Source organism: Enterobacter cloacae complex sp. R_G8, from assembly GCF_024599795.1.
In the GTDB taxonomy this organism is placed as follows: domain Bacteria; phylum Pseudomonadota; class Gammaproteobacteria; order Enterobacterales; family Enterobacteriaceae; genus Enterobacter; species Enterobacter dissolvens.
Map to the genome: position 1 here is coordinate 287,722 of NZ_CP102246.1, position 26,632 is coordinate 314,353.

The 26,632-nt window shown below is 56.5% G+C and carries 21 protein-coding genes; 11 read left to right on the plus strand and 10 right to left on the minus strand.

Annotated features, from left to right (window positions below; translation table 11 throughout):
- Nucleotides 1-39: 39 nt before the first annotated feature.
- The 3 genes from ftsN to priA form a co-directional block, all read right to left on the minus strand.
- A complete protein-coding gene (ftsN, locus tag NQ842_RS01400; protein WP_063411847.1) occupies nt 40-1,044 on the minus strand; it encodes a cell division protein FtsN in 1,005 nt (334 codons plus the stop codon).
- A 93-nt stretch (nt 1,045-1,137) separates the two neighbouring features.
- Nucleotides 1,138-2,130, minus strand: coding sequence for a DNA-binding transcriptional regulator CytR (gene cytR, locus NQ842_RS01405; protein ID WP_373692673.1), 993 nt, complete (start codon nt 2,128-2,130; stop codon nt 1,138-1,140).
- Between the two features lie 152 nt (nt 2,131-2,282).
- On the minus strand, nt 2,283-4,478 hold the full coding sequence (gene priA / locus NQ842_RS01410) for a primosomal protein N' (RefSeq protein WP_047360301.1): 2,196 nt from the start codon (nt 4,476-4,478) through the stop codon (nt 2,283-2,285).
- Between the two features lie 200 nt (nt 4,479-4,678).
- Between priA and rpmE the strand changes: the two genes are divergently transcribed.
- Nucleotides 4,679-4,891, plus strand: a complete 213-nt coding sequence (gene rpmE, locus NQ842_RS01415; protein WP_003862040.1) for a 50S ribosomal protein L31 — start codon at nt 4,679-4,681, stop codon at nt 4,889-4,891.
- Nucleotides 4,892-4,939: 48 nt separating this feature from the next.
- Here the strand turns inward: rpmE and metJ are convergent, their stop codons facing one another.
- Nucleotides 4,940-5,257: a met regulon transcriptional regulator MetJ gene (metJ, locus tag NQ842_RS01420; RefSeq protein ID WP_003862042.1), complete on the minus strand. Its 318-nt coding sequence runs from the start codon at nt 5,255-5,257 to the stop codon at nt 4,940-4,942.
- Between the two features lie 276 nt (nt 5,258-5,533).
- On the opposite strand from metJ, the gene metB reads away from it, so the two are divergent.
- The 4 genes from metB (at nt 5,534) to katG (ending at nt 12,573) form a co-directional block, all read left to right on the plus strand.
- Nucleotides 5,534-6,694, plus strand: coding sequence for a cystathionine gamma-synthase (metB, locus tag NQ842_RS01425; RefSeq protein ID WP_013099309.1), 1,161 nt, complete (start codon nt 5,534-5,536; stop codon nt 6,692-6,694).
- A 2-nt stretch (nt 6,695-6,696) separates the two neighbouring features.
- On the plus strand, nt 6,697-9,129 hold the full coding sequence (locus tag NQ842_RS01430) for a bifunctional aspartate kinase/homoserine dehydrogenase II (protein WP_203461692.1): 2,433 nt from the start codon (nt 6,697-6,699) through the stop codon (nt 9,127-9,129).
- A gap of 228 nt (nt 9,130-9,357) precedes the next feature.
- Nucleotides 9,358-10,245: a methylenetetrahydrofolate reductase gene (gene metF / locus NQ842_RS01435; protein ID WP_014833750.1), complete on the plus strand. Its 888-nt coding sequence runs from the start codon at nt 9,358-9,360 to the stop codon at nt 10,243-10,245.
- 147 nt (nt 10,246-10,392) lie between these two features.
- Nucleotides 10,393-12,573 (plus strand): catalase/peroxidase HPI, encoded by a 2,181-nt coding sequence (katG, locus tag NQ842_RS01440; RefSeq protein ID WP_046889515.1) that lies wholly within the window; start codon nt 10,393-10,395, stop codon nt 12,571-12,573.
- 39 nt (nt 12,574-12,612) lie between these two features.
- Here the strand turns inward: katG and NQ842_RS01445 are convergent, their stop codons facing one another.
- The 5 genes from NQ842_RS01445 to argE all read right to left on the minus strand — a co-directional run bounded on the left by NQ842_RS01445 (nt 12,613) and on the right by argE (nt 19,452).
- Nucleotides 12,613-13,716, minus strand: a complete 1,104-nt coding sequence (locus tag NQ842_RS01445; protein ID WP_063412575.1) for a glycerol dehydrogenase — start codon at nt 13,714-13,716, stop codon at nt 12,613-12,615.
- A 12-nt stretch (nt 13,717-13,728) separates the two neighbouring features.
- Nucleotides 13,729-14,391, minus strand: coding sequence for a fructose-6-phosphate aldolase (fsa, locus tag NQ842_RS01450; protein WP_050860300.1), 663 nt, complete (start codon nt 14,389-14,391; stop codon nt 13,729-13,731).
- Nucleotides 14,392-14,519: 128 nt separating this feature from the next.
- Nucleotides 14,520-15,284 carry a helix-turn-helix domain-containing protein gene (locus NQ842_RS01455; RefSeq protein WP_257256434.1) on the minus strand — a complete coding sequence of 255 codons (765 nt, stop codon included), beginning with the start codon at nt 15,282-15,284 and terminating at the stop codon, nt 14,520-14,522.
- Between the two features lie 93 nt (nt 15,285-15,377).
- Nucleotides 15,378-18,029 carry a phosphoenolpyruvate carboxylase gene (gene ppc / locus NQ842_RS01460; protein ID WP_014833745.1) on the minus strand — a complete coding sequence of 884 codons (2,652 nt, stop codon included), beginning with the start codon at nt 18,027-18,029 and terminating at the stop codon, nt 15,378-15,380.
- A gap of 271 nt (nt 18,030-18,300) precedes the next feature.
- Nucleotides 18,301-19,452: an acetylornithine deacetylase gene (gene argE, locus NQ842_RS01465; RefSeq protein WP_013099301.1), complete on the minus strand. Its 1,152-nt coding sequence runs from the start codon at nt 19,450-19,452 to the stop codon at nt 18,301-18,303.
- An 88-nt stretch (nt 19,453-19,540) separates the two neighbouring features.
- On the opposite strand from argE, the gene argC reads away from it, so the two are divergent.
- The 4 genes from argC (at nt 19,541) to oxyR (ending at nt 24,024) form a co-directional block, all read left to right on the plus strand.
- A complete protein-coding gene (gene argC / locus NQ842_RS01470; RefSeq protein WP_257256436.1) occupies nt 19,541-20,545 on the plus strand; it encodes an N-acetyl-gamma-glutamyl-phosphate reductase in 1,005 nt (334 codons plus the stop codon).
- Nucleotides 20,546-20,551: 6 nt separating this feature from the next.
- The gene (gene argB / locus NQ842_RS01475) at nt 20,552-21,328 is read left to right on the plus strand and encodes an acetylglutamate kinase (protein WP_020686923.1); all 777 of its coding nucleotides are present in this window, start codon (nt 20,552-20,554) and stop codon (nt 21,326-21,328) included.
- A gap of 77 nt (nt 21,329-21,405) precedes the next feature.
- Nucleotides 21,406-22,779, plus strand: a complete 1,374-nt coding sequence (gene argH, locus NQ842_RS01480; protein ID WP_257256437.1) for an argininosuccinate lyase — start codon at nt 21,406-21,408, stop codon at nt 22,777-22,779.
- 327 nt (nt 22,780-23,106) lie between these two features.
- On the plus strand, nt 23,107-24,024 hold the full coding sequence (gene oxyR / locus NQ842_RS01485) for a DNA-binding transcriptional regulator OxyR (RefSeq protein ID WP_014833742.1): 918 nt from the start codon (nt 23,107-23,109) through the stop codon (nt 24,022-24,024).
- Here the strand turns inward: oxyR and sthA are convergent.
- Entirely contained in the window at nt 24,007-25,407 is a 1,401-nt protein-coding gene (sthA, locus tag NQ842_RS01490; protein WP_014833741.1) for a Si-specific NAD(P)(+) transhydrogenase, read from the minus strand. The genes oxyR and sthA overlap by 18 nt on opposite strands.
- A gap of 196 nt (nt 25,408-25,603) precedes the next feature.
- Here sthA and fabR point away from each other — a divergent pair, with 196 nt between their 5' ends.
- Together fabR and NQ842_RS01500 are read left to right on the plus strand one after the other, a co-directional pair.
- Nucleotides 25,604-26,242 carry an HTH-type transcriptional repressor FabR gene (fabR, locus tag NQ842_RS01495; RefSeq protein ID WP_008501784.1) on the plus strand — a complete coding sequence of 213 codons (639 nt, stop codon included), beginning with the start codon at nt 25,604-25,606 and terminating at the stop codon, nt 26,240-26,242.
- Nucleotides 26,243-26,251: 9 nt separating this feature from the next.
- Nucleotides 26,252-26,611 (plus strand): YijD family membrane protein, encoded by a 360-nt coding sequence (locus NQ842_RS01500; RefSeq protein WP_008501783.1) that lies wholly within the window; start codon nt 26,252-26,254, stop codon nt 26,609-26,611.
- Nucleotides 26,612-26,632 lie beyond the last annotated feature (21 nt).

Sequence of the window (26,632 nt, forward strand, 5' to 3'; positions counted from 1 at the left end):
GGCTGAATAGAAAGATAGATGGGGGGGAATTTGGGGGTTTCAACCCCCGGAAGCAAGTCGAATGCAGTTTGTGTGACCGGCTACTTTCAAACGAGAAATCGTGCCATCGGCATTTTCTTTGCCTTTGACCGGGCCAATCACCACGCGATTCCAGCCGTTATTGGTGGTAATGCGCGAGTCAAATCCTTCAAATGCCAGTTGAGCGCGGACCGTTTCGGCCTGCTCGGCACCTTTGAACGAGCCGCACTGCACCATCCAGCGGCGTTCGTCTTTCTTCTCAGCCGTCTGCTTCGGTGCCTCGGTCTCTTTGGTGACCGGTGCGGCCTGCTGTGTTTTCGGCTGCTGCGCGGTGGTATGCGCAGGCGTCTGCAGCAGATCCTGATACGGTTGAGCCGTTTGCTTCTGCGCCTGGGTCTTCGGCTGTTGTTGAACAGGCTGAGACTGCACCGTTCGCGTCTGCGGTTGCTGGTACGGCTGTTCCGTCACGCGCGGCTGCGCTTTAGGCTGCTGGACCGGCTGGCTTTGCGTCCACTGCTGCTGCTGTTGTTGCTGCTGAATCTGTGCCTGACGCTGGCGCTGCAGTTGCAGCGTTTGCTGACGCTGCGCCGGCGTTTGTTCATTCCACGGCACTTCATTCAACTGCGTAGGCTGCTGGCGCATATCGGCCTGCATCTGTGCCAGCAACTGACGCTGCTCATCCGTGAGCTGATCGGCATTCTTCACCTCGCCACCGGCGGATGGCTCGGTCGGCGCCCGCACGCCAGGCTGACGGCTTTCCAGCTCTTTAATATAGCGCCAGCGCTCTTCAGGCTTCGGTGGCAGACCATTTCCGACCACTTTGTTGCCCTGAAGGGCCTCAGACTCTTCTTTTTTATGGTGCGTGATGAAGTACAGGCCGCCAATAAAGGCCACCAGTACCGCCGCAGCAATAGCGACCATTGCTGGCGAGACAGCAGGCAGGTTACGTTGCTTTTTCTTTGCGCTACTCTTTTTGCGTCGCGAAGGTGCCGGCTGGCCGCGACGTACATAATCTCGTTGTGCCACTATCGTTTCGCTGTATTTATTCGTTCGTCAGTCCGCCATGTTACTTAAGCGGCGGGGCTTTGACCAGATAAGGGTGTCCTAAAGACATTTACTTTAAGTCAATGCCTGGGTAGAACCACGAACAATCAGCTCGCAGTCCAGCAACCTCGAACCGCTGCTAACTGTTTGACCATGCAACTGATCGAGCAGGAGAAGCATCGCTTCACGGCCAATGTCGTAGCGTGGTTGCGAAACGGTTGAGAGCGGGGGATCGCAAAATTCTGAAAGCGAAATATTATCGAAACCGATAATCGACAAATCTTTCGGTACGCGCAGGCCGCGGCGTTTCGCATACGATAATGCGCCCAGCGCCATCACGTCGCTGTGGCAGAACACTGCGGTAGGCGGCTCAGGCAACGCCAGCAGTTTTTCCAGCGCCTGTCCACCGGCTTCAAAGGTAAAATTACCGCGTGCAATATAGTGCGGGTCAACCGTCGCGCCGGTACGGCGAAGTGCCTGAACATAGCCCTGCAGGCGATAGTGACACAGCGGCATCTCTTCTGGCCCGGCAATGCAGCCAATCCGTTTATGCCCCAGCTCCTGCAGATAGTTAACGGCGTTGAACGCGGCGGTCAGGTTATCGATATGTACCGTTGGCAGCTCAAGCTCTGGCGCAAACTCGTTGGCCATTACCATCGGCGGTAAATTGCGCTGCTCTTCAATGCTGGCATCAAACGGCAGGCGCGAGCCAAGCAGCAGCATGCCGTCGATCTGCTTGGTGATAATGAGGTCAATAAAGGTTTTTTCCTGCTGATTCTGGTGCGCGCAGTCGCCAATGAGCACCAGATACCCTTGCTCCGCAGCCGTCACTTCGATGCCGCGAATAATTTCACTGAAGAAGGGATCGCAGATGTCCGGCACAATCACCAGGATGGTACGCGACTCATTACGTTTCACGTTACGCCCCATTGCCTGCGGAAAATACCCCACTTCCAGCGCAGCCTGCTCTACCCGGTTGCGGGTCGCCTGGGAGACTTTATCCGGGTTCATTAATGCGCGGGACACGGTTGCCGTAGAGACTTGTGCTTTCTGGGCAACGTCTTTCATGGTCGCCGTGGCAACCTCTTTCCTGGACTTCAACGTCTTCTCCTCGCCTGAACACCGAACTTCTGACGCCACCATTTTTACAGATAGTTAATGGAATCGGTTACAGAATTTTCATAAAAAGTGTGAGGGACGTTAAATTTTTCGATCCGTCTTCAGCCTTCGATGGGATCAACGTCAAGCACCCACTTCACTTTGCGCGCTTCTGGCAGGGTGTTAATCAAGGCCAGCGTGCCGCTGACGATGTGCTGTAAACGGATGCGCGAAGGGTGTTGCAGCAAAATCTGCCAGCGAAAACGTCCGCCGCGCTTGGGGGCCAGCGCCGGAACCGGCCCTAAAATCCACAATTGATTATCGACCAGCGGGCTGGCCTGCAGAAGGTTTCTCAACTGCTGCAGGAAAAGCGGCGCCTGCTGGTTGTTATGATCTTCCGCGCGGATGATCACGTGGCTGGTCCACGGGGGAAGCTGCATGGTCTGGCGTTCAGCCAGTGCCTGCTCGGCAAACGCGTCATAGCCTTTGTGCAGCAGGGTTTGCAGCAACGGATGCTCAGGATGGTGCGTTTGCAGTACCACTTCGCCCTGTTTCCCGGCACGTCCCGCGCGTCCGGCCACCTGGGTATAAAGCTGGGCAAAACGCTCGGCTGAGCGGAAGTCGGCAGAGAACAGCGCGCCATCGACATCCAGCAGGGCAACCAGCGTCACGTCCGGGAAGTGGTGTCCTTTGGCCAGCATCTGGGTGCCAATCAGGATGCGCGCGCCACCGCGATGCACTTCTGCCAGCTGTTGTTCCAGCGCCCCTTTACGGCTGGTGGTGTCCCTGTCGATTCGGGAAATGGGCACATCCGGGAAGAACGGCTCCAGGGCCTGTTCCAGCTGTTCAGTGCCCAGACCGACCGGCACGATGTGCGTTGACCCGCACGACGGGCACTGACGCGGCACCGGGCGCTGGCTGTCGCAGTGGTGGCAGCGCAAATGGCGCTGGGCCTGATGGAAGGTATAGTAGTGGTCGCAGCGCGGGCACTCGGCAATCCAGCCGCAGTCGTGACACAGCAGTGCGGGGGCAAAGCCACGTCGGTTGAGGAACAGAATAACCTGGTTCCCCGCCTGCAAATGCTGGCGCATGCGGGTAATAAGCGCGGGCGCTAGCCCCGCCTGCACTTGCTGACCTTTCAGATCCAGCACGTGTTGAATGGCCGGACGCGCATTCCCCGCGCGGCGCGTCAGGCGCAGCATATGGTATTTACGCTGACGAACGTTATGCAGCGTTTCGAGCGCCGGGGTAGCAGAGCCCAGAATAATGGGGATTTGCTCGCTGTGCGCGCGATAGACGGCCAGATCGCGGGCGTGATAGCGCCAGCCTTCCTGCTGCTTATAAGAGCTGTCGTGTTCTTCATCGATGACAATGACGCCAAGATTTTTGAACGGCGTAAACAGTGATGAACGGGTGCCAATCACGATCGCCGCTTCGCCGTTTTTCGCTTTCAGCCAGGCGCTGAGGCGTTCGCTGTCATTCAGGCCAGAGTGCAGCACCTCAACCGGCGCATTAAACCGCTCACGAAAGCGGGCGATGGTTTGCGGCGTCAGGCCAATTTCCGGCACCATCACCAGCGCCTGTTTGCCCTGCGCAAGCACATTTTCCAGCACACTGAGATAGACTTCTGTCTTGCCGGATCCGGTGACCCCGGCCAGCAGCCAGGCGGAGAAATGATCGGAGGCGCTGTGAATCGCCCCCACGGCGGTGGCCTGTTCAGTGTTCAGGCGCAGGCGATCGCCAGAGACGGAAAATTGCTCCCGCCAGTCATACAGGGCCGGTGCCTCGCTTGCCAGCTCGCTCAGCCCTTTTTTTCGTAGTGCCTGGAGTGCGGTTTCGCTGACTTCCAGCTCATCGACCTGATGGCGCCAGATTTTCCCCTGACGCAGGGCGGCCAGCGCCTGCTGTTGCTTCTGGGAGCGCTTCAGGCTGTTAATGTCCACCGCCTGGCCCTGTTCGGTCGCAAACCAGTACCACATTGGTGCGTGGCTGGCGCTTTTGCCCTGGCGCAGCATAATCGGTAAAGCGTGGAACAGAACATCGCCAATCGGATGATGATAATAATCCGCCGCCCACAGCAGCAGTCGCCAGGTGCTGGTGGAGTAAACGGGCTCGCTATCGAGCACCTCAACGACCGATTTCAGTTCGTTAAGCGGCAATTCGCTCTTGTCGCTGACGGAGACGACGATCCCTACGCGCTGCTGTTTGCCAAAGGGCACGGTCACGCGACAGCCCGCTTTAACGCTCATGCTGTCGGGCAGCAGATAGTCAAACGTGCGGGGAAGCGGAACGGGCAGGGCAACGTGAGCGACGGGCATCGAATCTTCCTGACTTGAAAAGTGGCGCGTTAGTATACACATTAGTGAAAGCGGCGTGCGGATCAGTTTGCATACGTTGGTCAAATTCTGTATGATTCGCCGCCTTTGGTGTACTTTACGCCAAAGAACTTACATTCAACATCGCGTGGTGTCTGGCGTTAGGGCTGGAAGAGCGACGCGGCCTTAACTGAGGTTCTCCCATGAAAAAAGATATTCACCCGAAATACGAAATGATTACTGCAAACTGCTCTTGCGGTAACTCTATCCAGATCCGCTCCACCGTGGGTCACGATCTGAACCTGGACGTGTGCGGCAAATGCCACCCGTTCTACACTGGTAAGCAGCGTGACGTTGCAACCGGTGGCCGTGTTGACCGCTTCAACAAGCGTTTCAGCATCCCGGGCGCTAAATAAGTTTCCCGAAAAAAAGGCACCGCAAGGTGCCTTTTTTGTATCCGCTAATCAGTATTCCCACGTCTCCGGGTCGATACCCAGTTCACGCATGATCACCTTCGCCTCTTCCGGGATTTCGTCGCTACGCTCTTTGCGCAGGTCGTCATCGTTCGGCAACGGTTGGCCGGTAAACGCATGCAGAAACGCTTCGCACAGCAGTTCGCTGTTGGTTGCGTGGCGCAGGTTGTTCACCTGACGACGCGTACGTTCATCGGTGAGGATCTTCAACACCTTCAGAGGAATGGAAACCGTAATTTTCTTTACTTGCTCACTCTTCTTACCGTGCTCAGCGTATGGGCTGATATATTCGCCGCTCCATTCAGCCATGAGATACCTTTAATCCTCTCAGTCATTAATCTAAAGGTGCAAAACCTGTAACCGTCGGTTTTGAACCGTAAACCTGCGTAGTTTACCGTAGAGACGATACCGTGGCACGGATATTGCCGCTGCAGCGTGCACTAAAGCATATAATTTTAACGGCTATTTGCGCATTGCTCAATCTATACGCAAAGAAGTTTAGATGTCCAGATGTATTGACGTCCATACTTTCAATGTTTACTCTGGTGCCTGACTTTTCACCTAATTAGCCAGGAAGCCTTCACCATGACGCGTAAACAGGCCACCATCGCAGTGCGTAGCGGATTGAATGATGACGAGCAGTACGGCTGTGTTGTCCCGCCGATTCATCTTTCCAGTACCTACAATTTCACCGGATTTAATGAACCCCGTGCGCATGACTACTCGCGTCGTGGCAACCCTACGCGCGACGTGACCCAGCGCGCGCTGGCGGAACTGGAAGGTGGCGCAGGGGCAGTATTAACCAATACCGGCATGTCTGCCATTCATCTGGTGACCACCGTGTTCCTGAAACCGGGCGATCTGCTGGTTGCGCCGCACGACTGTTACGGCGGCAGCTATCGTCTGTTTGATAGTCTGGCAAAACGCGGTTGTTACCGGGTGTTGTTTGTCGATCAAAATGACGAACAGGCGCTGAAACAGGCGCTGGCAGAGAAGCCGAAGCTGGTGCTGGTGGAAAGTCCAAGCAATCCATTGTTGCGCGTTGTCGATATTGCGAAAATTTGTCAGCTCACAAGGGATGCGGGAGCGATAAGTGTAGTGGATAATACGTTCCTCAGTCCGGCCCTTCAGAACCCACTGGCGCTGGGTGCAGATCTGGTATTGCATTCATGCACTAAATATCTGAACGGTCATTCTGATGTGGTCGCGGGTGTGGTGATTGCAAAAGATCCCGACGTTGTCACCGAACTGGCATGGTGGGCCAATAACATTGGCGTCACTGCCGGGGCCTTCGACAGCTATCTGCTGTTACGCGGGATTCGCACGCTGTCGCCGCGTATGGAGGTGGCACAGCGCAATGCCCAGGCGATTGTCGATTTCCTGAAAACGCAGCCGCTGGTGAAGAAGCTTTATCACCCGTCGCTGCCTGAAAACCAGGGGCACGAGATTGCCGCGCGTCAGCAGAAAGGGTTTGGCGCGATGTTAAGTTTTGAACTGGACGGTGACGAGCAAACGCTGCGTCGCTTCCTGAGCGGGCTGTCATTGTTTACGCTGGCGGAATCGTTGGGTGGGGTTGAAAGTTTAATCTCCCACGCCGCGACCATGACGCACGCAGGTATGGCACCAGAGGCACGTGCCGCCGCCGGTATTTCTGAGACGCTGCTGCGGATCTCAACCGGTATTGAAGATTCTGAAGATTTAATTGCCGATCTGGAAAATGGCTTCCGGGTCGCAGCCAAGGGGTAATCATGAGTGTGATAGCGCAGGCAGGGGCGAAGGGTCGTCAACTGCACAAGTTTGGTGGTAGTAGTCTTGCTGATGTGAAGTGTTACCTGCGCGTTGCAGGGATCATGACAGAGTATTCACAGCCGGGTGACATGATGGTTGTCTCTGCGGCGGGCAGCACCACCAACCAGCTGATTAGCTGGCTGAAATTGAGCCAGACCGATCGCCTCTCTGCGCATCAGGTGCAACAGTCCTTACGCCGTTACCAGAGCGAGCTGATTGCCGGTTTGCTGCCCGCAGACGTGGCGGATGGGCTGATTAGCGCTTTTACGCATGACCTTGAGCGTCTGGCCGCCCTGCTGGACAGCGGTATTACCGATGCGGTGTACGCCGAAGTGGTGGGCCACGGTGAAGTGTGGTCTGCGCGTCTGATGGCCGCCGTGCTGCAACATCTGGGCGTTGACGCTGCCTGGCTCGACGCGCGTGATTTCCTGCGTGCCGAACGCGCCGCACAGCCACAGGTGGATGAAGGTCTATCCTACCCGCTGCTGCAACAATTGCTGGTACAGCATCCGGGTAAACGCATTGTGGTGACCGGCTTTATCAGCCGCAGCAATGCCGGGGAAACCGTGCTGTTGGGGCGTAATGGCTCTGACTACTCGGCGACGCAAATCGGTGCCCTTGCGGGCGTGTCCCGCGTCACTATCTGGAGTGACGTCGCCGGTGTTTACAGCGCTGATCCACGCAAGGTGAAAGACGCCTGCCTGCTGCCGCTGCTGCGCCTGGATGAAGCCAGCGAGCTGGCACGTCTGGCCGCGCCGGTTCTTCACGCGCGTACGCTGCAGCCGGTTTCCGGTAGCGATATCGATCTGCAGCTTCGCTGCAGTTACACCCCGGATCAGGGCTCCACGCGCATCGAACGCGTGCTGGCATCCGGTACGGGGGCGCGTATTGTCACCAGCCACGACGACATCTGCCTGATTGAGTTCCAGGTCCCGGCGGGCCAGGACTTCAAACTGGCGCATAAAGATATCGACACGATCCTCAAACGTGCTCAGGTGCGTCCGCTGGCGGTTGGCGTACATAACGACCGTCAACTGCTGCAGTTCTGCTACACCGCCGAAGTGGCGGACAGCGCGCTGAAAATTCTGGATGAAGCGGGCCTGCCGGGCGAGCTTCGTCTGCGTCAGGGGCTGGCGCTGGTGGCGATGGTGGGCGCGGGCGTCACCCGTAACCCGCTGCACTGCCACCGTTTCTGGCAACAGCTGAAAGGGCAGCCGGTTGAATTTACCTGGCAGTCGGAAGAGGGCATCAGCCTCGTTGCCGTCCTGCGTAAAGGGCCAACTGAGAGCCTGATTCAGGGTCTGCATACCTCTCTGTTCCGTGCGGAAAAACGCATCGGCCTGGTGCTGTTCGGTAAAGGCAACATCGGTTCTCGCTGGCTGGAGCTGTTCGCGCGCGAGCAGGTCACGCTCTCAGCACGTACCGGCTTTGAGTTTATCCTCGCGGGTGTGGTGGACAGCCGCCGCAGTCTGCTTAACTACGAAGGGCTGGATGCCAGCCGCGCGCTTGCCTTCTTTAACGATGAAGCGGTTGAACAGGACGAAGAGTCGCTGTTCCTGTGGATGCGCGCGCACCCGTATGACGATCTGGTGGTGCTGGACGTTACTGCCAGCGAACAGCTTGCCGATCAGTATCTTGATTTCGCCAGCCACGGTTTCCACGTTATCAGTGCGAACAAACTGGCGGGGGCAAGCAGCACCGACAAATACCGTCAGATCCACGACGCGTTCGAAAAAACCGGTCGTCACTGGCTCTATAATGCCACCGTAGGTGCGGGTCTGCCGGTTAACCATACCGTGCGCGATCTGATTGAAAGCGGCGACAGCATCCTGGCGCTGAGCGGTATTTTCTCCGGTACGCTCTCCTGGCTTTTCCTGCAGTTTGATGGCACCGTGCCGTTCACTGACCTGGTGGATCAGGCGTGGCAGCAGGGGTTAACCGAACCCGATCCCCGCGTCGACCTCTCCGGTAAAGACGTGATGCGTAAGCTGGTGATCCTGGCGCGTGAAGCCGGTTATGACATTGAACCTGGTTCTGTTCGCGTCGAGTCGCTGGTGCCGGCGGGCTGTGAGGAAGGATCTATTGACCACTTCTTTGAAAACGGTGATGAGCTGAACGAGCAGATGCTGCAACGTCTGGAAGCGGCAAACGAGATGGGGCTGGTGCTGCGCTATGTGGCGCGTTTCGAGGCCAACGGTAAAGCGCGTGTGGGGGTTGAGGCGGTGCGTCCTGAACATCCGCTGGCGGCGCTGCTGCCGTGCGATAACGTCTTTGCAATCGAAAGCCGCTGGTACCGCGATAACCCACTGGTGATCCGTGGCCCGGGTGCAGGGCGCGATGTCACCGCCGGGGCGATCCAGTCGGACATCAATCGTCTCGCTAAATTACTGTAACCCCTGTATTTCCCTCTCCCTGTGGGAGAGGGTTAGGGTGAGGGCATCAGACCGCACTCACCCCCCCATCATGAATTTTCTTCATCTTCCCTGAGCATTCCTCACCGTTATTGTTGATTATTTCTGTTGACGTCCCTCCGCTTTTCCGTCATTTTTACATCTGGACGTCTAAACGTATAGAAGTTCACAACACAACAAACAACGACACGCGAAAGATAGAGGTAAGGTATGAGCTTTTTTCACGCCAACCAGCGGGAAGCCCTGAATCAGAGCCTGGCCGAAGTAAACGGCCAGATTAACGTCTCTTTTGAATTTTTCCCGCCGCGCACCAGTGAAATGGAGCAAACCCTCTGGAGCTCTATCGATCGCCTGAGCAGCCTTAAACCGAAGTTTGTCTCCGTGACCTACGGTGCGAACTCCGGCGAGCGTGACCGTACGCACAGCATTATCAAGGGCATCAAGGATCGTACCGGTCTGGAAGCGGCTCCTCACCTGACCTGTATCGACGCCACCCGTGACGAGCTGCGTGCTATCGCCCAGGATTACTGGAATAACGGGATTCGTCATATCGTCGCCCTGCGCGGCGACCTGCCGCCGGGTAGCGGTAAGCCAGAAATGTATGCGGCGGATCTGGTCGCGCTGCTGAAAGAGGTTGCCGATTTTGATATCTCCGTCGCAGCGTACCCGGAAGTGCATCCGGAAGCGAAAAGCGCTCAGGCCGACCTCCTTAACCTGAAGCGTAAAGTGGATGCCGGTGCGAACCGGGCCATTACTCAGTTCTTCTTTGATGTGGAAAGCTACCTGCGCTTCCGTGACCGCTGCGTTTCTGCGGGTATCGACGTGGAAATCATCCCGGGTATTCTGCCGGTCTCTAACTTCAAACAGGCGAAGAAATTTGCCGATATGACCAACGTACGCATTCCACTGTGGATGTCCAAAATGTACGAAGGGCTGGATGATGATCCGGAAACGCGCAAGCTGGTGGGTGCCAACATCGCAATGGATATGGTGAAAATTTTAAGCCGTGAAGGGGTAAAAGATTTCCACTTCTACACGCTGAACCGCGCGGAGATGAGCTACGCCATTTGTCATACGCTCGGCGTTCGTCCGGCGTAGCGCGCATAAAGCCCTCATATAAAGGGGGCTTTTTAGTCTGGCTAAAAGTTAAAAGGTATTAGCTATCGAATCTGTGGATTAATTCAACTATATCTTATTGCTAGTGGTGTATATCGTAACGGTAACACTGTAAAAGGGAGCATAGCGATGAGCACGTCAGACGAGAGCAATAAAGCGGCATCAGTCGGCAAATGCCCGTTCCATCAGGGCGGCGTCGATCACAGCGCGGGGGCAGGTACAGGCAGCCGTGACTGGTGGCCAAAACAACTCCGCATCGATCTTCTTAACCAACACTCCAATCGTTCGAACCCTCTGGGTGAAGACTTCGACTACCGCAAAGAATTTAGCAAGCTGGATTACTCTGCCCTTAAGGGCGATCTCAAAGCACTCTTAACCGACTCTCAACCGTGGTGGCCTGCCGACTGGGGCAGCTATGCGGGCCTGTTTATTCGCATGGCCTGGCACGGTGCGGGTACCTATCGCTCGGTGGACGGGCGTGGTGGTGCCGGACGCGGTCAACAGCGCTTTGCGCCGCTGAACTCCTGGCCAGATAACGTCAGTCTGGATAAAGCTCGCCGTCTGCTGTGGCCGATCAAGCAAAAATATGGTCAAAAAATCTCCTGGGCCGACCTGTTCATTCTTGCGGGCAACGTGGCGCTGGAAAACTCCGGCTTCCGCACCTTTGGTTTTGGTGCCGGGCGTGAAGATGTCTGGGAACCGGATCTCGACGTCAACTGGGGTGATGAAAAAGCCTGGCTGACCCATCGTGACCCGGAAGCGCTGGCGAAACGTCCGCTGGCGGCCACTGAAATGGGGCTGATCTACGTTAACCCGGAAGGGCCAAACGCCAGCGGTGAACCGCTGTCAGCGGCGGCAGCCATCCGCGCAACCTTCGGCAACATGGGGATGAACGACGAAGAGACCGTGGCGCTGATCGCTGGTGGTCATACGCTCGGCAAGACCCACGGCGCGGGTGAAGCAACACACGTTGGCACAGACCCGGAAGCGTCTCCGATTGAAGCGCAGGGCCTGGGCTGGGCCAGCACGCATGGTACCGGTGTAGGTGCAGATGCCATTACTTCCGGTCTGGAAGTCATCTGGTCACAAACCCCAACCCAGTGGAGCAACTACTTCTTCGAGAACCTGTTCAAATATGAATGGGTGCAAACCCGCAGCCCGGCCGGTGCGATTCAGTTTGAAGCCGTGGACGCGCCTGAGATCATGCCAGACCCGTTCGACCCGTCGAAAAAACGCAAACCCACCATGCTGGTTACCGACCTGACGCTGCGTTTTGACCCGGAATTCGAAAAAATTTCCCGTCGCTTCCTGAACGATCCGCAGGCCTTCAACGAAGCCTTTGCGCGCGCGTGGTTCAAACTGACTCACCGCGATATGGGGCCGAAATCGCGTTATCTTGGCCCGGAAGTGCCGAAAGAAGATCTGATCTGGCAGGATCCGCTGCCGGAGGCAGTATTCAATCCGACCAAAGAGGACATTGAGAGCCTGAAAGCGGAAATTGCAGCATCCGGGCTCTCCGTGAGCGAACTGATTTCCGTGGCATGGGCGTCGGCCTCAACCTTCCGCGGCGGCGACAAGCGTGGCGGTGCCAACGGTGCGCGTCTGGCACTTGCGCCTCAGCGCAACTGGGATGTTAATGCCGCAGCCGTACGTGCATTGCCTGCTCTGGAAGCTATTCAGCGCACCACCAATAAAGCCTCACTGGCCGATATCATCGTGCTGGCGGGTGTGGTTGGTGTTGAGCAGGCGGCGAAAGCGGCAGGCGTTTACGTCACCGTACCGTTCACGCCGGGTCGTGTGGATGCGCGTCAGGATCAGACGGATATCGAGATGTTTAATCTGCTCGAACCGATTGCCGACGGTTTCCGCAACTACCGTGCGCAGGTGGATGTCTCCACCACCGAATCGCTGCTGATTGATAAAGCCCAGCAGCTGACGCTGACCGCGCCAGAACTGACGGTGCTGATTGGCGGCCTGCGCGTACTGGGTGCAAATTTCGATGGCGGTAAGAACGGTGTGTTCACCAATCGCGAAGGCGTGCTGAGCAACGATTTCTTCGTCAATCTGCTGGATATGAACACTCAGTGGAAGGCGACCGATGAATCGAACGAGCTGTTTGCCGGAAGCGATCGCACCAGCGGTGAAGTGAAATACACTGCCACCCGCGCTGACCTGGTCTTCGGCTCTAACGCCGTTCTCCGCGCGCTGGCAGAGGTTTACGCCAGCAGTGATGCTCACGAGAAGTTTGTCCGCGACTTCGTAGCGGCGTGGGCGAAGGTGATGGATCTGGACCGTTTTGACGTGAAATAACCATTGAGCCGGGTACGCGTAGCGCACCCGGCATTTTTGTTACTCCCACTCCTGCAGGAAACGCTGCCCATACTGGTCGGCGACCAGCAGCGCCGCATAAACCTGATCCGGCGACACGCCACCCGGCATGTTGTGGATAGTCTCTCCCTCAGCGCAAGACGCTTCGGCAATCAGGCGCATTTTGGCCGGAATGTCTTCTTTGATGTTCAGCTGCGCCAGCGTGATCGGCAATCCAACGCTGTGGCAAAGCGCCGCGACGGTTTCGATCTCCTCAACCGGTGCGTTTTCCAGCACCAGTTGCGTCAGCGTACCAAACGCCACTTTTTCACCGTGATAGAAGTGATGCGCATCCGGCACTGCCGTCATCCCGTTGTGAATGGCATGCGCTGCCGCCAGCCCGCCGCTTTCAAACCCTACGCCGCTCAGATAGGTATTAGCTTCGATAATGCGCTCCAGCGCCGGGGTTACTACGTGCTGCTCGGCGGCCAGCATCGCTTTTTCTCCCTCTTCAATCAGCGTGTTGTAGCACAGCTCGGCGAGCGCTAACGCGGCCTGCGTACACTTGCCGCCCGCCATGGTGGTCGCGCCACTGCGGGAACAGGCACGCGCTTCAAACCAGGTGGCAAGGGCATCGCCAATCCCGGCGGCCAGCAGACGCGGCGGCGCACCAGCCACCACTTTGGTGTCGACAATCACCATATTGGGGTTATGCGGCAGCATCAGATAGCGTTCGAATTCGCCGCTGTCGGTGTAAATCACAGAAAGGGCGCTGCACGGGGCATCGGTGGAGGCGATAGTCGGGGCGATAGCGACCGGCACGTCCATAACATGTGCCAGCGCTTTGGCGGTATCCAGCGTTTTACCGCCGCCAATACCCAGCACCGCCATGCAGTCCGCACTGTCGGCCAGTTTTTTCAGACGATCGATCTCATTCTGCGAGCATTCGCCGCCAAACGGCGCGATTTCGGCATCTAGCTCTGCATTTTTAAAACTCTGGCGCAGGGTCTCTTCGGCAAAACCCAGCACAAATTTATCGCCAACAACCAGCCAGCGTGTAGCCAGAGGTTTCAGATAGTCGCCGAGACGGGTGAGAACATCAGCGCCCTGGATATATTTCCCCGGCGATTGAATGATACGGTCCATAACATATCTCCCTTAGAGGTTGAGGTTACCAAACGCGTTTTTCCAGTCCTGCTCGAACTTCTCTATCGCTGACTCTACCGCCGGTGTGCCGAGCATTTGTTGCGCTACGTCTAAGGGAAGCGTGATAGCTTCACATCCGGCGAGCAGGCAGTCCAGCGCCTGGCGTGGCGTTTTGAAGCTGGCTGCCAGCACCTTGCTCTCCGGTGCATGCTGTTCCAGCAGGGATTGCAGCTCCTGAACCATGCGAATACCGTCCCCGCCCTGGGCATCTACGCGGTTTACATATGGCGCGACATAGTTTGCCCCGGCCAGTGCAGCCAGCAGGCCTTGCGCGGCGCTGTATACGGCGGTCCCCAACGTAGTAATGCCCGCTGTTTTTAGCGCCTTAATGGCGATGAGCCCCTGGGCGGTGACCGGGATTTTCACCACGATATCCGGAATGGCATTGCTCAGGCGTTTGGCTTCGTCCACCATGCCTTCTGCGTCGCGGCTCATTGTTTGGGCAAATAGCGTGCCTTCTGGCCCAATGGCGTTTTGCAGGCGCGGCAGTACCTCCCAGACAGACTCACGGCTGGCGGCAATGATACTCGGATTGGTGGTGACGCCTGCGATGGGGAAAATGCGCGCAAGGCGTTCAACTTCCGCCACGTTGGCGGTATCCAGATACAGTTCCATTATTTTTCCTTAAGTCAAAAAGATTGATTTAAGGATAAGGCGGAGCGGCAGGCAGGATATACAGGTCAATTTTGCCAAATACTGGACAAATGTAATGTGCTTAGCGATGTGCGATGCCGATCACAGTGCTAGTTTTTGGCGGTTAACTGGCTGTGATACTGGCGGCGATATTCGGAAGGAGAACGTTCGGTGTGTTTGCGAAACAGGCGGCAGAAGTAGTTGCTGTCCATAAAACCGCATCGTGCGGCGATATCCTTGATTTTGAGATCGTAGCCTTTAAGCAACTGTCGGGCATGTTCAAGACGGGTTTGGGTCAGGTATTCGTTGAATCCGACACTGCCAACTTTCTGAAAGAGATGGGAAAGATAGTTTGGGGAGATGTAGAACGCCTGCGCCACCGATTCGCGCGTTAACAAAGAGGCGTGATGTTCGTCGATATAGCTACGAACCGCTTCGAAGAGCGCGCGGCTGCGGTTGGCGGTATGGATGTCGCTCCCCAAAAGATCCCGGCAATGGCTGAGCAGGCTCAGTACTACCAGCCTGGCGGTCTCTTGTTCATCCGGTTGCATCTGTAACTCGGCCAGCGTCTGGAGGAGAAAAGCACCGGTTCGCGGCCCACGTCGGGCAACCTGTACCTGTTGCAAAAGCGTATGCTCACACTGTAACTCGATGGCCATTTGCTGCTTACCGAAGTGTATTTGCAGGAAGTTAGCCGGGTGATGAACAATGTGTCCGGAGGAGGAAAATATTGCATCACAGGGGTTATTCAGGGTAATGACAAGGCAGGGCGCTGTTCGGGAGGGCTGTCCAGCCGGGGCTGAGAAATGAATCTGACCCAGCGATAACGTGCGGTTAACCAGATCTGTCAAAATTCGGGTGATATCGGAATGCATCAGGAGACTACCGAAATTTGCCGGGTGGCGCTGACGCTTACCCGGCCTACCTGTCGTAGGCCCGGCAAGCGAAGCGCCGCCGGGCAGTGAGCATTAACCGGTGTTACGCATACCCGCTGCAACGCCCGCAATCGTCACCATCAGCGCTTGTTCAACGCGTGGATCCGGCTCTTTCCCTTCTTCTTCCGCCAGACGCGAACGGTGCAGCAGCTCTGCCTGCAGAACGTTCAGCGGGTCGGTATAGATGTTACGCAGCTGGATAGACTCGGCAATCCACGGCAGGTCTTCCATCAGGTGGGAATCGTTAGCGATATCCAGCACCACCTTGATGTCGCCTTGTAGCAGCTCGCGCAGCTCTTTACCCAGTGCCCACAGCTCAGGCTTCACCAGACGCTGATCGTAATATTCCGCCAGCCACAGGTCAGCTTTCGAGAAGACCATCTCCAGCATACCCAGACGGGTAGAGAAGAACGGCCAGTCGCGGCACATGGTTTCCAGCTCACTCTGTTTACCGTCTTCCACCACCTTCTGGAGCGCCGCACCGGCACCCAGCCAGGCTGGCAGCATCAGACGGTTTTGCGTCCAGGCGAAGATCCACGGGATCGCACGCAGAGACTCCACACCGCCGGTTGGGCGACGCTTAGCCGGACGTGAACCCAGCGGCAGTTTACCCAGCTCCTGCTCTGGCGTTGCAGAGCGGAAGTAAGGCACGAAATCTTTGTTTTCACGCACGTAGCCGCGGTACAGATCGCAGGAGATATCCGACAGCTCGTCCATGATATGGCACCAGGACGCTTTCGGCTCTGGCGGTGGCAGCAGGTTCGCTTCCAGAATCGCACTGGTATAAAGCGACAGGCTGCTGATGGTCACTTCCGGCAGACCGTATTTGAAGCGGATCATCTCACCCTGTTCGGTGACGCGCAGCCCGCCTTTCAGGCTTCCCGGCGGCTGTGACAGCAGTGCCGCGTGCGCAGGCGCACCGCCGCGACCAATGGAGCCACCGCGACCGTGGAAAAGGGTCAGCTCAATACCGGCTTTCTCGCAGGTTTTGATCAGGGCGTCCTGCGCCTGATACTGCGCCCAGGAGGCGGCCATCACGCCTGCATCTTTTGCGGAGTCAGAATAGCCGATCATCACCATCTGTTTGCCCTGAATAAAGCCGCGATACCAGTCGATATTGAGTAACTGGGTCATCACGTCGTTGGCGTTGTTCAGGTCGTCGAGGGTCTCAAACAGTGGCGCTACAGGCAGAGCGTAGTCGATACCGGCTTCTTTCAGCAGAAGGTGAACGCCCAGCACGTCGGACGGGGTTTTCGCCATGGAGATCACATAGGCGGCCACCGATCCTTTCGGCGCATCAACGATCGCTTTACAGGTGTTGAGCACTTCGCGGGTTTCGTTGCTTGGCTCCCAGTTGCGCGGCAGCAGAGGACGCTTAGAGTTCAGCTCGCGGATCAGGAAGGCCTGTTTGTCGGCTTCAGACCAGCTTTCATAGTCGCCGATGCCGAGATAGCGGGTCAGTTCGCCCAACGCTTCGGTATGGCGGGTGCTCTCCTGACGCACGTCGATACGCACCAGCGGCACGCCAAAACACTTCACGCGGCGCAGGGTGTCGAGCAGTTCGCCATTGGCGATGATGCCCATGCCACAGGCCTGCAGTGATTTATAGCAGGCGTATAGCGGCTCCCAGAGCTGTTCGTTCTGGCTCAGGAGACCTTCTGGCTTCGGCAGGCGCTGGCCTTTCAGGCGTGCTTCCAGCCAGGCCTGGGTCGCCATCAGCTGGCTACGCAGTTTTTTCATCAGGAAACGATACGGCTCGCTGGCACCTTCTTCACCGGCCAGCGCGCGCAGTTCTGGCGTCGCTTCCACCATCGACAGCTCGGAGATCAGCACATGAATATCTTTCAGGAACAGATCGGTGGCTTTCCAGCGACTCAGCAGCAGCACGTGGCGGGTGATTTCCGCCGTCACGTTCGGGTTACCGTCACGGTCGCCGCCCATCCAGGAGGTAAAGCGTACCGGGACAAAATCCACCGGCAGGCGGTAGCCCAGGTTCGCTTCCAGCTGTTCGTTCAGCTCACGCAGGTAGTTCGGAACGCCTTCCCACAGGCTGTTTTCCACCACCGCAAAGCCCCATTTGGCCTCGTCTACCGGGCTTGGGCGATGCTTACGAATTTCATCGGTGTGCCAGGACTGAGCAATCAACTGGCGCAGACGGCGCATCAGCTGGTTACGTTCGTAGTCGGCAATGTCTTTGTTATCCAACTGCTTCAGGCAGTTGTTCACTTCGACCATTTTGTGGATCAGGGTGCGACGGGTGATTTCGGTTGGGTGGGCGGTCAGCACCAGCTCCAGCGAAAGGGATTCCACCGCTTTTTTGATGGTGGCTTCGTTGAGGTTTGGCTGGTCTTTGAGTTTACGAAGCGTACGGGCAATGACTTCCGGGTTGCTGGCAGCTTCGCCGTTTGGCGAAATGCTGTGGTATTGCTCAGCCGTGTTTGCCAGGTTCAGGAACTGGCTGAATGCGCGTGCAACAGGCAGCAGCTCATCGTTAGAGAGGTTCTGCAAGGTGGTGAGCAGCTCCTGACGACTCGCTTCGTTACCGGCACGGGAAGATTTAGACAGCTTGCGGATGGTTTCAACGCGGTCGAGGATGTTTTCCCCCAACGCATCTTTGATGGTATCTCCAAGCACTTTGCCGAGCATACTGACATTACTACGCAACGCGGAATATTGTTCGTTCATAAAAACCCAGTCACCCCATCATTTTTGTTTATGCCCATGCGAAAATCTTCTGGACATTATTTTGTCATCTCCCTTTATAAAGCCACGTAAAACCCCCGTCGTCAATTGCTGCGAAAACGGTTCAGCAAACGAATAAATGCAGGCAATTTACGAAATTTAATTCGCATTGCGTCAGATAAGAGATGCTTATGGGAATGTGACGGAGATCGCGGGATTTGTTGCCCTCACCCTAACCCTCTCCCACCGGGAGAGGGGACTAATCGGTGCGGTTTTAATGCCAGCAGAAGTGATGCACGACCTGGGTAATCAGTTCGCGGGTTGGCTTGATAAAACGGGTTTCCAGATATTCATCCGGCTGGTGTGCCTGGTTGATGGAGCCAGGGCCAAGTACCAGCGTCGGGCACAGCGTCTGAATAAACGGCGCTTCGGTGCAGTAGTTCACCACGTCGGTTTTCTCGCCGAGCAGTTTTTCCACCACCTCAACCAGCTGATGATCCGGTGGACATTCATAACCCGGGATCGGCGGATGCAGCTCAGACACCGTCAGGCGACCTGGCCAGCGTTCACTTACCGGGGCCAGCGCTTCGGTCAGCAAACCGTCGAGATCGCTTAACGTCATGCCCGGCAGCGGACGGATGTCCATGTGCAGCTCACAGCAGGCGCAGATACGGTTGGAAGCATCACCACCGTGCAGACTGCCGAGGTTCAGTGTCGGATACGGCACGGTGAAGGCGTCGTAGTGATACCGCTCTTTCAGTTCGTCGCGCAGAGTCATGATGCGGCCGATGGCGTCGTGCATCAGCTCAATGGCGTTGACGCCACGCGCCGGATCGCTGGAGTGGCCGGACTGGCCCATCACGCGCACCGCCGTGGAGATATGGCCCTTATGCGCACGGATCGGTTGTAATGACGTTGGCTCACCGATGATGGCGCAATCCGGGCGAATAGAGGTATTTTCTGAGAAGTAACGTGCCCCCGCCATGCTGGTCTCTTCGTCGGCGGTCGCCAGAATGTAGAGCGGCTTTTTCAGTTTGGTCACGTCTACGTCACGCAGGGCGTCAAGGATAAAGGCGAAAAAGCCTTTCATGTCGGCCGTGCCCAGCCCGTAGAGTTTGTTGTCATGCTCGGTCAGGGTAAATGGGTCGCGGGTCCAGCGGCCATCATCAAAGGGCACAGTGTCGGTATGACCGGCCAGAAGAAGGCCGCCTGCGCCGTGTCCGGTACTGGCGAGCAGGTTAAATTTATGGCGTGTTCCGGGAACAGGCTGAACCTCAACGTTAAAGCCAAGATCGCTAAACCAACCCGCCAGAAGATTGATTAAAGACTCATTGCTCTGATCCAGCGCTTCTTCGGTCGCGCTGATGGAGGGTGTGGCAATCAGGGCGCGGTAAATCTCGATAAATGGCGGTAAGTTCATTTTCATTGTTGACACACCTTAGGTCGTGATAGTATCAATATTCATGCAATAAATGTGAATAAAAATACATTAACGTTGAGCATAAAGGAACCCGATGTTGAATACGCTGATTGTAGGCGCTAGCGGTTATGCGGGCGCAGAGCTTGTAAGCTACGTGAATCGCCATCCACATATGACCATAACCGCTTTGACCGTGTCAGCGCAAAGCAATGATGCAGGAAAGTTAATTTCCGATTTGCATCCGCAGCTTAGGGGCATTGTCGATCTGCCGCTGCAGCCGATGTCTGACATCAGCGAGTTCACTGACGGCGTCGACGTGGTGTTTTTGGCCACCGCGCACGAGGTCAGTCATGACCTGGCGCCGCAATTCCTGGCGGCCGGTTGCGTAGTGTTCGACCTCTCCGGCGCGTTCCGTGTTAACGACGGCGCTTTCTACGAAAAATATTATGGCTTCACCCATCAGCACCCGGACCTGCTTGCAAAAGCCGTGTATGGGCTGGCGGAGTGGAGCGCAGACAAGCTGAAAGAAGCGGATCTGATTGCCGTCCCGGGCTGCTACCCGACGGCCGCACAGCTTTCTCTGAAGCCGCTGATCGACGCAGACCTGCTGGATCTGAATCAGTGGCCGGTGATCAACGCCACCAGTGGCGTCAGCGGTGCCGGACGCAAGGCCGCTATCTCTAACAGCTTCTGCGAAGTCAGCCTGCAGCCGTATGGCGTGTTTAATCACCGCCATCATCCGGAAATCACCACCCATCTGGGTGCGGATGTCATCTTTACGCCGCATCTGGGCAGTTTCCCGCGTGGGATTCTCGAAACTATTACCTGCCGCCTGAAAGCGGGTGTGACCAAAGCGCAGGTGAGCGAGGTCTTTACTCGGGCGTATGCGGATAAACCGCTGGTGCGTCTGTATGACAAAGGCGTGCCCGCCCTGAAAAACGTGGTTGGCCTGCCGTTCTGCGATATCGGCTTTGCCGTGCAGGGCGAGCATCTGATCGTGGTGGCCGCAGAAGATAACTTACTCAAAGGCGCTGCCGCTCAGGCAATGCAATGTGCAAATATTCGTTTCGGTTTCCCGGAAACGCAGGCTCTTATTTAAGGTGTGATGATGAACCCATTAATTATCAAACTCGGTGGTGTACTGCTGGACAGCGAAGAAGCGCTGGAGCGTCTTTTTACCGCGCTGGTTAACTATCGCGAATCACATCAACGTCCGCTGGTGATTGTCCATGGCGGCGGCTGCGTGGTGGATGAGCTGATGAAAGGGCTCAACCTGCCGGTGAAAAAGAAAAATGGCCTGCGCGTGACGCCTGCCGACCAGATTGACATCATCACCGGTGCGCTGGCAGGTACGGCGAATAAAACCCTGTTGTCCTGGGCGAAGAAACACCACATTGCCTCCGTTGGCCTCTATCTGGGCGATGGCGACAGCGTAAAAGTGACCCAGCTCGATGAAGAGCTCGGCCATGTTGGACTGGCACAGCCAGGTTCGCCTAAGCTGATTAACACGTTGCTGGAAGGCGGTTTTCTGCCGGTGGTGAGCTCTATCGGTGTGACCGAAGAAGGTGAGCTGATGAACGTGAATGCAGACCAGGCAGCAACGGCGCTGGCCGCGACGCTGGGCGCGGATCTGATCCTGCTCTCCGACGTGAGCGGTATTCTGGACGGCAAAGGCCAGCGCATCGCGGAAATGACCGCGGCAAAAGCCGAACAGCTGATCGCCCAGGGCATTATTACCGACGGGATGATCGTCAAAGTGAATGCGGCACTGGATGCCGCCCGTACGCTCGGACGCCCGGTGGATATCGCCTCCTGGCGTCACGCGGAACAACTTCCGGCGCTGTTTAACGGCACGCCGATTGGCACGCGTATTCTTGCGTAATCGATTTAATGTTTTGTAGGCCCGGTAAGCGCAGCGCCACCGGGCAATGAAATTCAAAGATATTAAGGAAGCATGTTATGGCACTTTGGGGTGGGCGTTTTACACAGGCAGCGGATCAACGGTTCAAACAGTTCAACGACTCTTTGCGCTTCGACTACCGCCTGGCCGAACAGGATATCGTCGGCTCTGTGGCCTGGTCCAAAGCGCTGGTGACAGTAGGCGTGCTGACCGCAGAGGAACAGCTGCAACTGGAAGAGGCGCTCAATAATCTGCTGGAAGAAGTGCGTCTGGATCCGCAGCAAATCCTGCAGAGCGATGCCGAAGATATTCACAGCTGGGTGGAAGTGAAGCTCATCGACAAAGTTGGCCAGTTGGGTAAAAAGCTGCATACCGGCCGTAGCCGTAACGATCAGGTCGCCACCGATCTGAAATTGTGGTGTAAAGATACCGTTGGCGAACTGCTGGCGGCTAACCGCCAGCTGCAGAGCGCGCTGGTGGAAACGGCGCAGAACAACCAGGACGCGGTGATGCCGGGTTATACCCACCTGCAGCGCGCGCAGCCGGTAACCTTTGCCCACTGGTGTCTGGCCTATGTCGAGATGCTGGCGCGTGATGAAAGCCGTCTGCAGGATACCCTGAAGCGTCTGGACGTCAGCCCGCTGGGAAGCGGTGCACTGGCGGGTACGGCATATGAAATCGACCGTGAGCAGCTGGCAGGCTGGCTGGGCTTCGCCTCTGCCACCCGTAACAGCCTGGACAGCGTCTCTGACCGTGACCACGTGCTGGAACTGCTGTCGAATGCCTCTATCGGCATGGTCCACCTGTCTCGTTTTGCCGAAGACCTGATCTTCTTTAACTCTGGCGAAGCTGGGTTTGTTGAGCTGTCTGACCGTGTGACATCCGGCTCTTCCCTGATGCCGCAGAAGAAAAACCCGGATGCGCTGGAGCTGATCCGCGGTAAGTGTGGCCGCGTGCAGGGCGCGCTGACCGGCATGATGATGACCCTGAAAGGGCTGCCGCTGGCGTACAACAAAGATATGCAGGAAGACAAAGAAGGGCTGTTCGACGCGCTCGACACCTGGCTGGACTGCCTGCATATGGGCGCGCTGGTGCTGGACGGCATTCAGGTGAAACGTCCGCGTTGCCAGGAAGCGGCGCAGCAGGGTTATGCAAACGCGACCGAACTGGCGGATTACCTGGTGGCGAAAGGGGTACCGTTCCGTGAAGCACACCATATTGTGGGCGAAGCGGTCGTGGAAGCGATTCGTCAGGGGAAACCGCTGGAAGATCTGGCGCTTACCGACCTGCAGAAATTCAGTGCGGTGATCGGGGAGGATGTGTATCCGATTCTTTCGTTGCAGTCATGTCTGGATAAGCGTGCGGCGAAAGGTGGAGTCTCGCCGAAGCAGGTGGCGCAGGCGATTGCGGACGCGAAAAACCGGTTGGTTTGATTTGTGCGGGCTGGTGCCCTCACCCCGGCCCTCTCCCACAGGGAGAGGGAGCAAACACTAAAAATGGCAACTTCGGTTGCCATTTTGCTTTTACCCCCGGGCTTTTTTACGCAAAAAAAATGCGGACCACGGGGTCCGCAAAAGTTCACGTTGGCTTTAGTTGTTCGAGTTTTGAGAGAAACTCGCTGACGGTGCGGGGACGTCAAGGGTCAAACACGTGCCGCCTCGTCTATGTGGTGTATTATTCAACAGAATGCTTGATAGGGATAATCGTTCGTTGCTATGCTATCTATCGCCATGAACTATCGTGGCGACGGAGGATGAATAATGAATATTCGTGATCTTGAATACCTGGTAGCGTTAGCCGAGCATCGCCACTTTCGCCGTGCGGCAGATTCCTGCCACGTCAGCCAGCCTACGCTGAGCGGTCAGATCCGCAAGCTGGAAGATGAGCTGGGCGTGATGCTGCTGGAGCGCACCAGTCGTAAAGTGCTGTTCACTCAGGCGGGTTTGCTGCTGGTGGATCAGGCGCGCACCGTGCTGCGCGAGGTCAAAGTGCTCAAGGAAATGGCAAGTCAGCAAGGGGAGACCATGTCCGGCCCGCTGCATATTGGCCTGATCCCAACCGTTGGTCCGTACCTTCTGCCGCACATCATTCCGATGCTGCACCAGACGTTCCCGAAACTCGAAATGTATCTGCATGAAGCGCAAACCCATCAGCTGCTGGCACAGTTAGATAGCGGCAAGCTCGACTGCGCCATTCTGGCGCTGGTAAAAGAGAGCGAAGCCTTTATCGAAGTGCCGCTGTTTGACGAGCCGATGATGCTGGCGATCTACGAAGATCACCCGTGGGCGAACCGCGATCGCGTGCCAATGGCCGATCTTGCCGGTGAAAAGCTGCTGATGCTGGAAGATGGCCACTGCCTGCGCGATCAGGCGATGGGCTTTTGCTTCGAAGCGGGTGCGGATGAAGATACCCATTTCCGCGCAACCAGCCTGGAAACGCTGCGCAATATGGTGGCGGCGGGAAGTGGTATTACGTTGCTGCCTGCGCTGGCCGTGCCGCGCGAGCGTAAACGTGACGGTGTGGTTTACCTGCCGTGCATTAAGCCAGAGCCGCGTCGTACCATTGGGCTGGTTTATCGCCCGGGATCACCGCTGCGCAGCCGCTATGAGCAGCTGGCAGAGGCCATCCGTGGTGCGATGGATGGCCATTTTGACAACGCGTTAAAACAGGCGGTTTAAACCGTTCAGCGCGGCGACCCGATAGGCTTCCGCCATGGTCGGGTAGTTAAAGGTGGTGTTAACGAAGTACTCAATGGTGTTACCGCCACCTTTTTGCTCCATTATCGCCTGGCCGATATGAATGATTTCCGCCGCGCGTTCACCAAAGCAGTGAATACCGAGGATCTCTTTCGTCTCGCGATGGAACAGGATCTTCAGCGTTCCCACGCTCATGCCCACAATTTGCGCCCGCGCCAGATGTTTAAACTGGGCGCGACCCACTTCGTAAGGCACCTTCATGGAGGTCAGCTGCTGCTCGGTTTTCCCCACGGAGCTGATTTCCGGAATGGTGTAAATCCCTGTCGGAATATCTTCGATCAGATGCGCCGTCGCTTCGCCTTTTACCAGCGCCTGCGCCGCAATGCGCCCCTGGTCATAAGCCGCGGATGCCAGGCTCGGGTAACCAATCACGTCACCGACCGCGTACACATGCGGCAGGGCAGTCTGGTACATGCTGTTGACCTTCAACTGACCACGACTGTCCGTTTCCAGACCGATGTTTTCCAGCGCCAGTGAATCGGTGTTACCGGTACGGCCGTTGGCATACAGCAGGCAGTCGGCTTTCAGCTTTTTGCCAGACTTCAGATGCATGATCACGCCGTCGTCGCAGCCTTCGATCTTCTCGTACTCTTCGTTGTGGCGAATCACCACACCGCTGTTCCAGAAGTGGTAGGAGAGCGAGTCTGACATCTCCTGATCCAGGAAAGCCAGCAGGCGGTCGCGGGTGTTAATCAGATCAACTTTGACATCCATTCCGCGGAAAATAGACGCATATTCACACCCAATCACCCCCGCGCCATAGATAATCACATGACGTGGTTCATGGTGCAGGCTGAGGATGGAATCGCTGTCGTAGATGCGCGGGTGTGAGAAGTCCACGTCTGCCGGATGGTACGGGCGGGAACCACAGGCGATAACAAATTTTTCAGCGGTCAGGGTTTCAACCGAACCGTCGTGACACTCCAGCGCCAGCGTGTGTTCATCCACAAAATGCGCATTGCCCTGAAGAATTTCGCAGTGGTTACGCTCGTAAAACCCCTGTCGCATTCGTGTCTGTTGGTTAATAACGGTATCTGCGTGATTCAGGATATCGGCAAAAGAGGAACGAAGAAGTCGGGAGTGGTCGCTGTAAAGAGGGTTCTGGTTAAATTCAATAATGCGGCTAACGGCGTGGCGGAGGGCTTTGGAAGGGATGGTGCCCCAGTGGGTGCAACCGCCGCCAACATTATGGTAGCGCTCTATAACCGCTACTCTGGCTCCCTGTTTCACCAGTCCCATAGCAGCGCCTTCGCCGCCGGGGCCGGAACCAATAACTATTGCGTCGTAATCGTAGGAATGTGGCATGGCAAGGCTTACCTGTTCTTATACATAAAAGCAACAGAATCATAACATCATTGCCAGAGTAACCCAATTATCGTTGTGCTTTTTTCCGGCAGTGGAGCACAAAGCGCGCGTAAACAATCATTCACAAAGCCAGACAAACAGATTAATTTTATTCTCTGGTATAGTGCCATCAGGCCTTTGGAAGGATTCAACTATCGTGATGGGCGTAAGAGCACAACAAAAAGAGAAAACCCGGCGTTCGCTGGTGGAAGCCGCATTCAGTCAACTGAGTGCTGAGCGGAGTTTTGCCAGTTTGAGCCTGCGTGAAGTCGCACGCGAGGCCGGGATTGCGCCAACGTCCTTCTACCGCCATTTCCGTGATGTGGATGAACTGGGTCTGACCATGGTCGACGAGAGCGGGCTGATGCTGCGCCAGCTTATGCGCCAGGCGCGGCAGCGTATCGCAAAAGGCGGCAGCGTGATCCGCACCTCCGTGTCGACCTTCATGGAATTTATCGGCAACAACCCCAACGCCTTTCGCCTGTTGCTGCGCGAGCGTTCAGGGACGTCAGCGGCATTTCGTGCCGCTGTCGCGCGTGAAATTCAGCATTTCATTGCGGAACTTGCCGACTATCTTGAACTCGAAAACCACATGCCGCGTGCATTCACAGAAGCGCAGGCTGAGGCAATGGTGACGATTGTGTTCAGCGCAGGTGCCGAAGCGCTGGATGTCAGCATTGAACAACGTAAGCAGCTCGAAGAACGACTGGTATTGCAGCTACGGATGATCTCCAAAGGCGCATATTACTGGTATCGCCGTGAACAAGAGAAACTGGCACATCAAACCGAAGAGTGAAGGTGAGTAATGAAACAGTCAGGTCAGGATAAAGGGACGCTGTTGCTGGCATTGATCGCTGGCTTATCCATTAATGGCACGTTTGCCGCTATTTTTAGCTCAATCGTACCCTTCTCTATTTTCCCGCTCATCGCACTGGTGCTGACAGTTTACTGCCTGCATCAGCGTTACCTGAACCGCACCATGCCGGTTGGGTTACCGGGTCTGGCCGCTGCCTGCTTTATTCTGGGCGTGTTGCTGTACAGCACCGTGGTACGCGCCGAGTACCCGGATATTGGCTCTAACTTCTTCCCTGCAGTACTGTCTGTTGCGCTGGTGTTCTGGATCGGCTCTCGCATGCGCAGCCGCAAGAGCCAGTTGCCAGAATAAGATGTGGGGTTGTGTAGGCCG